This window comes from Corynebacterium halotolerans (assembly GCF_050107895.1).
GTDB lineage: Bacteria > Actinomycetota > Actinomycetes > Mycobacteriales > Mycobacteriaceae > Corynebacterium > Corynebacterium halotolerans_B.
Genome location: NZ_JBNILW010000002.1, coordinates 320705 through 332960, shown reverse-complemented (window position 1 = coordinate 332960; position 12256 = coordinate 320705). Strand labels below are relative to the sequence as shown.

The following is a 12256-nucleotide window of genomic DNA, read 5'->3' as shown; positions in this document are numbered from 1 at the left end:
CGTCAGAGCCGAACTATCCCAAGGAGCAGCATCATGAGCTACACCCTCACCGTCACCGTCCCACTGTCCTATGAGAAAACCATTGAGCGCACCCGTGAAGTCCTGGCCGACCAGGGCTTCGGCGTGCTCACCGAGGTGGACATCCGTGCCACCTTCGACAAGAAGCTCGGGGGCGAGGCCGCCGACGCCATCGGCGACTACGTCATCCTCGGCGCCTGTAACCCCACCCTCGCCAACAAGGCGCTGAGCGCGGAGCCGGAGCTCGGCGCTCTGCTGCCATGCAATGTCGTGGTCCGCCGGGGAGCCTCGGCCGACCAGACCACCGTCGAGGCGATCGACCCGCAGACGATGGTCAAGCTGAGCGGCAGCGAGCAGGTTCGGGAGGTCGCCGCTGACGCGGACACCCGGCTGCGCGCCGCACTGGATGCACTTGCCGGCGAGTAAGCGGCGGTAGCTGACTGAACGCCATCAGGCCCGGTCCGATCCGCGGATGGATCGGGCCGGGCCTGATTTCTGTCAGAGGCCGGGGCTACTTCCCGGGGTTCTCGATGATGGCGATGATGTCCAGGAACTCCGGGTTGAGCTGGTACTCCTCCAGGCTCACCACGGACAGCTGGCTGTCCAGCGGCTCGAGCTCGCGGCGGTAATCATCGAGGCTCTCCCGCACCACCGTCGCCGGCGGGCCGTGAGGGCTCTCCGGCGCGTGGGCGATCCACACCAGCCGGCCACCCGGCGCCAGCCAGCGCGCGGTGTTCCGCAGTATCCCCAGGTCCTCGATGTGGAGGTAGGCGGCCACGATGAGGTCGAAGCTTCCCTCCGGTTCCCAGGAGGCGACATCCGCCGTCACCGAGGTGACCCGGTCCTCGACGCCACGCTCCCTGGCGTCGCGTTGCACCACGTCATGGGCCGAGGCTGCGAAATCCACGGCCGTGACGGACATTCCCAGCTCGGCCAGCGCCACCGTGTGCCGGCCCGAGCCGGAACCGAGGTCAACGGCGCGGAGGTCACCGGGGGATTCCCCGGCGGACGTCGCCCCGGCGATGACCTCCTCGGCCTGCTCGATCACCACCGGGTGGGGCTCCGCCCCGTCCGGTGTGTGCTCCTTCTGTTCGCGGTAGCGCGATTCCCACATCTCCTGGTTGCTCATGGACGCCATTGTCCGCCCGGCACCGGGGTGCCGCAACCATGGCCAACTGTTTTCGCAGCTCAGCCCGCTCGTCCGGAAGTAGGTGATGACCGATACCCCGGCGGGTATCGGTCGCGGCCCGGGGTGCGCCGGCCCGGCCGGCCACCGGGGTGGCGACATGGGGCAGACTGGCCGGTAACAATGATGACTGCCCGTCAGCCAGGGTGGGGCAGTCGAGGAAAGGGGCACCACGTGCGCAGGAAGATCACCGCGGCCATCATCGGGGTCACCGTGGCGGCCGGCCTGCTCGCCGCCTGCGGCGAGTCGGCTGAGGAGGATATCGCGGGGGAGGCGCCGGCGACGTCGGCAAGCAGCACCGTGCCGGAGGATCCGGCCACCGCAACCTCGAGCGCGTCGCCGAGCACCACGGCGTCGTCACGCGTGCCCGCGGGGACCGAGGATCTGCGGGCGCAGGTGGCCTCGTTGATGATGGTCGGAGTGACCAGCTATGACGACGCGAAGGCCAAGCTGGAGCAGGGCGCCGGCGGGATCTTCATCACCAGCTGGGGGGATCCGGCCATGCTCACCGAACCGGGGCGGAACATCCAGGCGCTGCGCGAGGAGATCGGACGGGACTTCTCCGTGGCCATCGATTTTGAGGGCGGCCGCGTCCAGCGTCACTCCGAGGTGCTCGGCAGCTGGCCCGCACCCCGGGAGATGGCGGCGAGCATGACCCCGGAGCAGCTGCGGGCGGAGGCGGAGAAGATGGGGGAGAGCCTGGCCGCGCACGGCATCACCGTCAACTTCGCGCCGGTGATCGACCTGGACATCGCCGGGCTGGACATCGTGGGGGACCGTTCCTTCTCCGCCGATCCGCAGGAGGCCGCCCGCTACGCCGAGGCCTTCGCCCGGGGCCTGGCCGACGCTGGCGTGACCCCGGTGTTCAAGCACTTCCCCGGCCACGGGCAGGCCTCCGGCGACACCCATCAGGGCCTGGCCGTCACCCCGCCGCTGGAGGTGCTCGAGCAGCAGGATCTGCCGCCCTTCGGCGAGGTCTTCGCCCACGCCCCGGGCGAGGTGATGATCGGGCACATGGTGGTGCCCGGCCTGGGGGATCAGAACGTCCCCGGCAGCCTGGACCCGGCCACCTATGAACTGCTGCGCAGCGGCGACTACCCCGGCGGCGTGCCCTTCGAGGGGGTGGCCTACACCGATGACCTCTCCGGCATGGCGGCGGTGACCGATCTGATGAGCACCACCGACGCCGTCGTGGCGGCGATCGCCGCCGGTGCGGACCAGCCGCTGTGGTCCAGCGGGCAGCCGCTGGGGGAGGTGGTGGACGCCGTACTCGCCGCGGTGGAGGCCGGTGACATCCCGGAAGAGCGTATCAATGAGGCTGCTGAGCGGCTGAAAACCCAATTTGTGGCATAGATTTCCTGATAACGGGATGAGTGCGACGCGCCAAACAAGTAGGAGAACGCCCGCAATCCCGATACGCTGTGATACGTGAGTCACTCAAACACCCGGAGTAGGAGCGGCCGAGGCCCCAGAATCGCCCTCGGCATTCTCATCGGTCTGATCGCCCTGGCGGCGATCGCCTATGGCGTGGACTACTTCGTCAACAAGGACAAGGTCCCGCGCGGCGCAACCGTCGGTGGCGTGGACATCGGCGGCATGGACACCGCCGCGGCCCAGATCACCCTGGAGCGCGAGCTGGGCGACGCCGTGCACCACCCCGTGGAGATCCGCGCCGGGGAACTGGCCTCCCAGGTGCTGCCCGCCGAGGCGGGACTGTCCATCAACTGGGCGGAAACCGTCGCCGACGCCGGCGAACAGTCCCTCAACCCGGTCACCCGCCTGCTGGGAATCTTCCGGGACTACGAGGTGGACATCGTCAGTGACACCGACGACGCCGCCCTGCACCCCACCATCGACCGGGTGGAAAGCGAACTGACCCGGGAATCGGCGGACGCCACCATTGCGCTCACCGACGGCGCCGTGGAGACCACCGAGGCCGTCAACGGCCAGAGCATCGACCGTGCCGAGCTGAGCGACGAGCTGGTCACCGGGTGGCTGGCACCGGCGGGCATCGAGATCGACGCCGAGATCACCGAACCGGAGATCAGCACCGCGGCCGTGGAGGAGGTGGCCCAGAACGAGGCCGCCGCGGCCGTCTCCGCCCCCGTGGTGGCCCACGGCCGCGACGAGATCGACGGCGTGATCCCCACCGAACGCATGGGTGAGGTGGTCAACTTCCTCTATGAGGACGGGTCCTTCCGCACCGAGGTGGACATGGAGACCGCCCAGGGCATCCTGGCGGAAAACCTGGGCCAGACCGAGGCCGAGCGCCAGAACGCCCAGATCACCTTCCCCGGCGGCTCCAAGGCAGTCACCCCGCACGTGGACGGCGTGGAGATCAACTGGGAGGAGACCCTGGCGGACTTCCCCGAGCGCGTGACCGGCGACGCCGAGCGCGAGTTCGAGGTGTCCTATATCGACGACCCGGCCTCCTTCACCACCGAACAGGCCGAGGCCGCGACCTTCAACGAGGTCATGGGCGAGTTCACCACCTCCGACTTCTCCGCGACCTCCGGCACCAACATCGGCATCACCGCCGGTGTGGTCGACGGCGCGTTGGTGCTCCCGGGCGAGACCTTCTCCCTCAACGGCTACACCGGCCCCCGCGGCACCGCCCAGGGCTACGTGGAAGGCGGCATCATCATTGACGGCCACGCCGGCGAAGCCGTGGGCGGCGGCATCAGCCAGTTCGCCACCACCCTCTACAACGCCACATACTTCGCCGGGCTGGAGGACGTGACCCACACCCCGCACAGCTACTACATCTCCCGCTACCCGGCCGGACGCGAGGCCACCATCTACGACGGTGCCATCGACCTGCAGTTCCGCAACAACACGGACATACCGATCCGCATCGACACCGTCATGGGCGCCAACGACATCACCGTGCGCATCATGGGCGAGAAGCTCTACAACGTGGAATCCGTCAACAACGGACGCTGGGCGCAGACCTCCCCGCAGACCATGAACCTCTCCGGCGACGACTGCGCGCCCTCCGGTGGGGCGCCGGGCTTCACCACCTCTGACACGAGGATTGTGCGGGATCTGGCGGGCAACGAGGTTTCACGGGAAACCCAGACCACCGTCTATGACCCGCAGCCGATCGTGCGGTGTTCTTAGCGGGTCAGGTTCGGTGTTCTGGGGTTGGGGCTCCGGGGACTTTCTTGGGGCTATGGCCCAGCTGCGGGGTGTCGGGTAGGTAGCGGCTATTGCGGGTTTGTGGCTCTCTGGGAGGGGAGATAGCCGAGTTTCCGCTACCTACCCGACAGCTGTGCTGTTGCGCCCCATGCTCGGCGGATCTGAGGAGTCTTTGGCCGGGATGTCGGGTAGGTAGCGGCTACTGCCGGATTGTGGCTTACCCGGAGGGCCAAAAGCCCGGTTTCCGCTACCTGCCCGACAACTGGGCGAAACTAAGGGCTCTCCGTGCCTCCTCTGATGCCGAGATCTAGCTTGAGTGGCGGTGCAGATTGCAGGGTGTGACGAAGTCAGAGCGAGCTGGACGAGGCTGCTGCATGATCTGTCAGGGCTACGGTCCGAGCGCCTGGGAAAACATCCAAAACAGGTTCAACAACAGGGTTCGAGAGGAGTGTCGGTAGGCTGGCGGGGTCGAAGACAAAACCAGGACACTGACAGCACTGCCTGAAAACGGACAGGTGGTGACGATGCCTGCTTTTCGCGCCTGATGCGGCTACGTCGTCATCGTCACCTGCGATAATGCTGGCAGCAGGGGGATTAATGGTCGGGGATAAGGAGTTAATCGGTGGCCAGAGGTAATGGGATCTCATGGAAGCTTCGTCTTGCGGCGTTGCGATACCGTTTCAAGGAGAGTCTGTTCTTCTATCCATCGCTGATCATGCTGGTTGGCATCGTGCTGGCGCTGGTGACCCCGGCTATCGACAACGCTCTCGGCTACGGTTCCCCCGTGCCGTTCACGGTGGCGATGAGCAGCAACGCCGCCACCTGGTTGCTGGCTACTGTCGCCGGGGCGATGATCACCACCGTCGGTGTGGTCTTCTCCCTCACCGTGGTCAGCCTGCAGCTGGCCAGTGGCCAGTTCTCCCCGAGAGTGATGCGTTCCTTCATCCGGGACCGGCTGAGCCAACGGGTCATCGGGTTCCTCCTGGCCACCTTCTTCTACTGCGTCCTCGTCCTGCCGAGAATCAGTGGTGAACCTACAGATCCGGCCCCGCAGATATCTCTGATGGTCGCCATCGTCCTGACCCTGGTTACGGTGATCGGCATCATCCTTCACCTCGATCATCTGGCCCACGGGCTCCAGGTCGGCAACGTGGCGCGGAGCATCGAAGTGGAGGGAGAAGCAGTTGCCACCGCCCACGATTCCACGCCTCCCGGCCTGCAACACGCGGATGCCAAGGAGTTCCACGATGCCCCGGATGAGGCCGTAGTCATTTCCTCCCCGTTCAATGGGTGGGTGAGCCAGATTGATCTCGGGCAGTTATTCAAGGCTGCTCCCGCCGGCACCGTCGTGCGCATGGAGACCCGGGTCGGCGCCTACATTCACTCGGGTGAACCCCTGATAACGGCGTGGCCGCCGCTGCCGGAGCGCAACAGGAAAGGACTTGCTGAGGCGATCGAGATCTCTGATGCGCGGGCGATGCTCCAGGACGTGGACTTCGCCATCCGGCAGCTCGTGGACATCGGCCTACGGGCACTGAGCCCGGCCATCAACGATCCCACCACTGCCGTCGAGGTCATCCTCCGCCTGGGGAGTCTCCTGCGGACAGTGCTCGCCGCACCGCTTGCGCCTCCTGCACTGAAGGACGGGACCGGACGGGTGCTCGTCCAGCCCTGGAACCTCTCCCATGAGGAGTACATCTCCCACGCTTTCGACCAGCTCCGGCAGAAGTGCCTGGACCAGACTGAGGTGACCGGCACGCTTCTTCGCGTCCTCCGGATGCTGATGGATCACGTTCAGGACGAGGACCGTGAACACCTCGTCGGGCCACTGCAGCGGCAGGTGCGACTGTTGCTCGAGTCGCTTCGGGAACAACCGGGTCTGCACCCAGAGGACGTTGAACGTCTCTATGCCTTGGTCTCGGAGGACACGGACCCCGCTGATCACAGCCGGTAGGTTCGGCGAACCGGTGTGAATCTATGAAGGGGCCGCTTTACTCGTATTCTGCGTAATAAGGTCCCTCGCCGTCGCGGATGGTCTGGCAGGCCAGTGTTTGATCTTCCTGCTCGATCTCGTAGCGGGGCAGAACCTCGTTGTTGAGCATGTGCGACGGTCCGCCCGTCAGCGTGCACTGGCAGGTGCCGCAGTGGCCCTCCATGCACGAGTAGTAGGCAGGGATACCTGCCTCCAGCAGGGCGTCAAGAAGCGTGCTTTCCCCTGGCCAGACGAACTGCGCTGCCACCCCGTCCGCCTCGCCGGTACGGATGGCTTCTGTGTTGCCGTCAGTCACGTTACCTCGCTTTATAGTCTCGGGATCCAGGCATGCGTGGGGGACAACTGAGCTCGGGGTGGTGCTCCAGTCAGTTAACCAATATGAGCAGCAACCCGCCGAGGCCGAAGGCGATGATGCTCGCCGCCATGAGCAGCACCCCACGGACGTCGGCACGTACCTGGCTTGCCGCTAAGCCCCGTGCAGCCTTACGGTAGCGCCGTTTCTGGGACAGGTGAATCAGCAGCGCGGCGGAGATCATGAGCGCGACCATGATCAGCACGATCTCGCCGTAGACATGGGACCATCGCAGCCAGAGCATGCTGACAACGGCAAGTGAAATGGCGGTGCGGGTCCATGCCATCGAAGTTCTTTCCGGCTGCAACCCGGGATCATCGTGTTCGCGAACCAGCGTGCTCCTCACAGGAACACCCCGATGATGACCGCAATGGCCGCAACCAGACCCAGCGAAAGCAGTGGGACGATACCCGGAAGGGGAAGGGGACGACTGTGTCTCATTGCGCGTTCGACTCTGATCCACCGGACCGCTGAGCCAGCCGCGATCAACAATCCGATGACGATGATTAACAACGCAACGGGAGTACGTAATTCTTCGGCGAATGTCTCCGGCGGAAACGCTTCAAGTGCGATTCCGCCAGCGAGAAATGCCAGCGCAGTTCGGGTCCAGGCAAGGAAGGTGCGTTCGTTGGCAAGCGTGAAACGGGGGTCAGGCTCATCTCCACCACTGAGCAGCCGGGATTCGAATTTGCTGCGTTCAGGGACGTCAGTGAGGCGGGAATCAGAAAAGGACATGAGGTTTCTCCTGCTGGTGAAGTGGACAGTGAAAACTACCGCGAGACGTGATGGGGCGGATGGCTTCAGCGGTGGGAGTCTGCCGGGACGGATTGCCGCTGTCCGGGCTGTGGCAAGTCGGTGAGGGCGAATTCCTGTAGTGCACGGACCTTAGCGTTGGAGAGCGACCCTTTCGGGTAGACCAACTGAAGTGAATTATTGGGCAGGGGATCTGCGATAGGACGACGTACCAGGTGGTAACCGTCATGGGAATCCAGCCGTCCTGGCCAGCCGAGTACGATGTTGTAGCCAAAACCCCTGCCCACCAGGGATCGCAGTGTTTCCACATTTCGTACCTTCCACCGGACATTGGGCGTGAATCCCGCCTTGATCATCATGGTCTGGACCAGGTCGAAGGCAGGGCGAATACTGAGGAGAATCGCCGGCTCGTCTTTGAGCTGTTCCAGGGAGATCTCGGGCTGCTCAGCAAGGGGGTGATTCACCGCCAAGAGAACCTGCGGTCTCGTTTCGGCGATCTGGACAGGTTCGAGTTCGGAGTTGACCTCAAGCTGGAATACGAAGGCGGCGTCCACCTGACCACTGCGCATCTCATCCTGCAGCTCATCGGCGGAGCCTTCCCGGATGCCCACCGACACCTGCGGAAAGTTCCTGGAAAAATGCTCGAGAACCGGTGGAACTACCCAGGGCGATAGCGTCTCGAAGCAACCGATATTCAGCGGCCCAGATAGCTCCCCCCGGATAGCGCTGGCAGCGGATTCCAGGCTCCGGGATGCCGACAGGATCTTCCTCGCCTCAACCACGAGTTCCTCGCCCATGGGAGTGAGAGTGGTGCCCCGCGACCGCTGCCGGATGAGAAGTTTGACGCCGAGAGTCGTTTCCAGGGCACCTAGTGCCAGTGAGAGTGCGCTTGGGCTGACAAACAGCGTCTCAGCAGCAGCGGCAACGGTCTTGTTGTCAGCGATGGCGACGAAATACTCCAGTTGACGGAGGGTGAAACCGGATAACATAAGCATTCCTCAATTAGATGTGAGACAAATTGTGCTTTCCTTTTCTTGTGGTGTGGATCATACTTGGTTTCATCGCAGCCAGACAAGGAGAATCACATGAGTTCAGCACCGCGTATCATCACCCTCGGAACCGCCGGCGGGCCCCGCTGGTGGGGGCCGGCTGAGAACGGGAAGCGGCGCAGCGGAATCTCGACCGCTGTTGTCATCGAGGACGCTGTCTATCTGGTGGATTGTGGCAGGGGAGCAGCTACCCAATTTGCGGAGGCGGGCTTGGACCCGCATCAGCTCCGCGGTCTCTTCCTCACCCACCTGCATTCCGACCATACGGTGGACCTGGCAGGCTTCCTCCTGTTCGGATGGATGATGACGGGACAGCGGAAGGGTCCCGTGAGGGTGATCGGCCCCGGGGACCGCAATATGCTTCCCCCGGTCAATCCCCGCGCCGGATCACAGGTTTCCCCGCTGTTCCCGGATAGTCCGACCGAGGGAACGGTCGGCATGGTGGAGCACACTCTGAGGGCGCACTCCACCGACGTCACGGACCGGATGCTGGATTCTCTGCGGCCGTCGCCGTATACGGTTTTCCAGCCCGAGGACATCATGGTCCCGGCCGAGTCTGGCTTCGACCCCAATGCCAACCCCACTCCGGAAGACATGGAGCCATTTGTCATTTACCGTGATGAATATTGCACAGTCAGCGCCACGCTCGTGGCGCACCCCCCGATAGCGCCGGCTTTCGCCTTCCGCTTTGATACCGCCCACGGATCGGTCACGATATCCGGGGACACTGCACCGTGCGACAACCTCGTGACGCTGGCGCAGGACACGGATCTCCTGCTCCACGAAGCCATCGACATGCAGTGGGCAGAGGCGGCGTACGCGAATGTGGATCCGGAAACCCGCGACGCGACGATCGAGCATCACCGAAAGTCCCACACCACCCCGTTTGAGGCAGGGCAGATTGCGGCGGCAGCCGACGTCGGTGCCTTGGCCATGCACCACCTGGTCCCCGGCGATGCCGGAGCACATATCTGGGAAGAAGCTCAGCGGGCATTCAGCGGGCCCGTGGTGGTTCCCGATGACCTGGAAAGCATCAGTTTCGCCCAAACTCGCGTTTCCGCTCTCCGCTGACAGCAGAAAAGGACACCACCATGACTACGCAAGAGACACTCTCCTCCGCGCAAGACACACCGCCAGAGCAGAAGGATGCTTCTCTGAACACCCCGCATATGCGGCGTATCCTCACCTCCAGCTTCCTCGGCAGTGCGATCGAATACTATGACTTTCTGCTGTACGCCACATCCGCAGCCATCGTGTTCCACCAGGTTTTCTTCGTCAACCTGTCCCCGGTGATGGCGGCCTTCGCATCCTTCGGCACACTCGCTGCCGGTTACCTGGCCAGGCCGCTGGGCGGAATGATCTTCGGACACTTCGGAGACCGGCTCGGTCGGAAGAAAATGCTGGTCTTGTCCATGGTCCTCATGGGTGTGGCGACCACCTCCATGGGACTCCTGCCTTCCGCCGCGAGTATTGGTGTCCTCGCTCCGATGCTGCTGATCACGCTGCGGATCGTCCAAGGTATCTCAGTCGGCGGTGAATGGGGTGGTGCCATGCTCATTGCACTTGAGCAGGCACCCGGTGGAAAACGGGGCTTCGCCGCCAGTTTCGCGAACATGGGAGCCCCGGCAGGCGCAGCTTTGGCGACGGTCGCGATGTCGATCGCAACGCTACTGCCCGACGAGCAATTCCTCGCCTGGGGGTGGCGTGTGCCCTTCCTCCTCAGTGCCCTGTTGGTCGCGATCGCGATGGTGGTGCGCCTGCGTGTCCAGGAATCCCCGCTGTTCCAGCAGTTCGAGGAAAAGGCAGACAAGCGGCGCATGCCTGTCGCCGAGGTGTTCCGTTTCCACCCCCGCCAGCTGACCCTGGGTGTGCTCGCAGGCATCGCCCAGTTCACCATGGCTGGCATGGTCACGGTGTGGGCGGTCAGCGAGGCGGTCGCCAACGGTGCGGACAAGACCGGAGTACTCAACGCGAAGGCTCTGGCGGCTTTCGTCATGCTGCTCACCACCATTATCAGTGCCCGGCTGTGCGACCGGATCGGACGGAAGAAGGTTCTCGCTGCCGGCATGATCCTGACCATCATCGCGGTGTTCCCGATCCTGTACCTGACTAGCCTCGGGACCGTCTCCGGGTATGCTGTCGCGGTCATCCTGGGGCAGGGACTGCAGGGAGTGATGTTCGGGCCACTCGGCGCATTCATCGCGGAGCTGTTCCCCACGAAGGTCCGCTATACCGGTTCTTCTGTGGCATTCCAGACCGCTTCGACGGTGGGCGCCGGCTTCAGCCCGATGGTCGCAACCGCGGTCATGGCCTCGGCGGGCGGGATGTTCCTCCTCGGTGGGATCTGGATCGGCGTACTCGCTCTGTGCCTGCTGGGAGTGTTGATCTCCGTCGACAGCAGCCGGAAGAACCTTGCCCATATTGCCTGACCGTCTCCCCTGGCAAGTGTTGGCATTCGGGGTGCCTTACCGGCCGGTGGCCGCCACCAGTCAGGTGGGATGCTGTCCACCGCCGGAGACTGGCGGCGGGCTAATCGAGAGTTTGTTACACGGCACACGGGGAAATAGCATTGTGAGATGAATCTGTGCGGCTAGTGAGTTTGACTCACTAGACGCACAATTTTTTAGCTCACCTATTAAGGAGTTCACGTGAGAAACACTTATGGCGCCAAGCGCACCGCTCTTTCCCTGGTTACGGGAGCCGCGCTGTTTCTGAGCGCCTGCGCGGGCACGGAGGCGGAGCCCAATAACAATGGCGCTGCGGAGGAGACGGGAACCAGTGACGTCGCCGCGATGTCCTCCACTGACCAGGACTCCGAGGAGTACCTTCACAAGCCGAGTACCCACGCGGCATCCCAGCCTCCGGCAGAGGACGAAATGCGGGTCACCCTGCTGGGCACCGGAAGCCCCGTTCCCAGCGACACCCGTTACGGTATGTCCACGCTGGTCCAGGCGGGGGAATACAATCTCGTCTTTGATGCGGGACGCGGGGCAGCCGTGCGGCTGACTCAGGCGGGCGTTCCCATCGGTGATGTCGACGGGGTCTTCGTGACCCACTACCACTCAGATCACGTCAACGGTCTCAGCGACCTCTGGATGACGGGTTACGTCCCGGCCTTCGGTGGGCGCGAGGGAGCCTTCAACGTGTACGGACCGACCGGGGTGGAAGACCTCGTCGCCGGCCTGCGCCAGGCCCACGCGGATGACATCGACGTCCGCGTCGCCGACGGTGAGCTGGAGCGGGACACGACCGAAATCAAGGCCCACGAATTCGCGGAAGAAGGCGTCGTCTTCGACGAGGGCGGCGTCAAGGTGACGGCCTTCCGGGTCCAGCACGACCCGAAGAACGCCATCGACCCGGCCATGGGCTACCGCGTCGACTACGCGGGGCACTCTGCCCTGATCAGCGGTGATACCGTCCCGAACGAGAACGTCGTCGAATACGGCACCGGCGTAGACCTGCTGGTCCACGAGGTGGCTGAGTTCGAGGACACCTCCGCTCTTCCCCAGGTGTACGCTCACCACACCAACCCCCGACAGGCCGGCGAGATCTTCAGCAAGGCCGAACCGCGGATGGCCGTGTACAGCCACATCGTCAACGGCACCTCCTCGGAAGCGCCCGGCGTCAGCGACGAGGAACTGGAGCGGCGGACGCGGGAGACCTACGACGGCCCGTTGACGGTCGGCCGCGATCTGATGGGCTTCTCCATCACGGATGAAAGCGTGGACCTCGTCGAGCGGTAGGACGCGCCCGGGGAGCGGAAGCTC

The 12256-nt window shown here is 64.2% G+C and carries 12 protein-coding genes; 7 read left to right on the top strand and 5 right to left on the bottom strand.

The features are described from left to right. Positions 1-33 precede the first annotated feature (33 nt). The gene (locus tag ACQCVD_RS03770) at positions 34-444 is read left to right on the top strand and encodes a DUF302 domain-containing protein (RefSeq protein ID WP_426822360.1); all 411 of its coding nucleotides are present in this window, start codon (positions 34-36) and stop codon (positions 442-444) included. An 85-nt stretch (positions 445-529) separates the two neighbouring features. Here the strand turns inward: ACQCVD_RS03770 and ACQCVD_RS03765 are convergent, their stop codons facing one another. Then, positions 530-1147, bottom strand: coding sequence for an SAM-dependent methyltransferase (locus ACQCVD_RS03765; RefSeq protein ID WP_426822359.1), 618 nt, complete (start codon positions 1145-1147; stop codon positions 530-532). A 231-nt stretch (positions 1148-1378) separates the two neighbouring features. Between ACQCVD_RS03765 and ACQCVD_RS03760 the strand changes: the two genes are divergently transcribed. From ACQCVD_RS03760 to ACQCVD_RS03750, 3 genes are all read left to right on the top strand, one after another. Continuing rightward, on the top strand, positions 1379-2557 hold the full coding sequence (locus tag ACQCVD_RS03760) for a glycoside hydrolase family 3 N-terminal domain-containing protein (RefSeq protein WP_426822358.1): 1179 nt from the start codon (positions 1379-1381) through the stop codon (positions 2555-2557). 75 nt (positions 2558-2632) lie between these two features. Next, positions 2633-4324 (top strand): VanW family protein, encoded by a 1692-nt coding sequence (locus tag ACQCVD_RS03755; RefSeq protein WP_426822357.1) that lies wholly within the window; start codon positions 2633-2635, stop codon positions 4322-4324. 640 nt (positions 4325-4964) lie between these two features. Continuing rightward, complete coding sequence (locus ACQCVD_RS03750; RefSeq protein WP_426822356.1) at positions 4965-6296, top strand: DUF2254 domain-containing protein; 1332 nt, start codon at positions 4965-4967, stop codon at positions 6294-6296. Positions 6297-6333: 37 nt separating this feature from the next. Here ACQCVD_RS03750 and ACQCVD_RS03745 read toward each other — a convergent pair whose 3' ends face one another. From ACQCVD_RS03745 to ACQCVD_RS03730, 4 genes are all read right to left on the bottom strand, one after another. Then, the gene (locus tag ACQCVD_RS03745; RefSeq protein ID WP_426822355.1) at positions 6334-6630 is read right to left on the bottom strand and encodes a 2Fe-2S iron-sulfur cluster-binding protein; all 297 of its coding nucleotides are present in this window, start codon (positions 6628-6630) and stop codon (positions 6334-6336) included. Positions 6631-6700: 70 nt separating this feature from the next. Further along, the gene (locus ACQCVD_RS03740; RefSeq protein WP_426822354.1) at positions 6701-7033 is read right to left on the bottom strand and encodes a DUF202 domain-containing protein; all 333 of its coding nucleotides are present in this window, start codon (positions 7031-7033) and stop codon (positions 6701-6703) included. Then, a complete protein-coding gene (locus ACQCVD_RS03735; RefSeq protein ID WP_426822353.1) occupies positions 7030-7422 on the bottom strand; it encodes a YidH family protein in 393 nt (130 codons plus the stop codon). The genes ACQCVD_RS03740 and ACQCVD_RS03735 overlap by 4 nt, the downstream gene beginning before the upstream one ends. 65 nt (positions 7423-7487) lie before the next feature. After that, entirely contained in the window at positions 7488-8429 is a 942-nt protein-coding gene (locus ACQCVD_RS03730; RefSeq protein ID WP_426822352.1) for a LysR family transcriptional regulator, read from the bottom strand. A gap of 96 nt (positions 8430-8525) precedes the next feature. Between ACQCVD_RS03730 and ACQCVD_RS03725 the strand changes: the two genes are divergently transcribed. The 3 genes from ACQCVD_RS03725 (at position 8526) to ACQCVD_RS03715 (ending at position 12232) form a co-directional block, all read left to right on the top strand. Further along, positions 8526-9560, top strand: a complete 1035-nt coding sequence (locus ACQCVD_RS03725) for an MBL fold metallo-hydrolase (protein WP_426822351.1) — start codon at positions 8526-8528, stop codon at positions 9558-9560. Between the two features lie 20 nt (positions 9561-9580). Continuing rightward, entirely contained in the window at positions 9581-10918 is a 1338-nt protein-coding gene (locus ACQCVD_RS03720) for an MFS transporter (protein ID WP_426822350.1), read from the top strand. Positions 10919-11137: 219 nt separating this feature from the next. Further along, complete coding sequence (locus tag ACQCVD_RS03715) at positions 11138-12232, top strand: MBL fold metallo-hydrolase (RefSeq protein WP_426822349.1); 1095 nt, start codon at positions 11138-11140, stop codon at positions 12230-12232. The last annotated feature ends 24 nt before the right edge of the window (positions 12233-12256 follow it).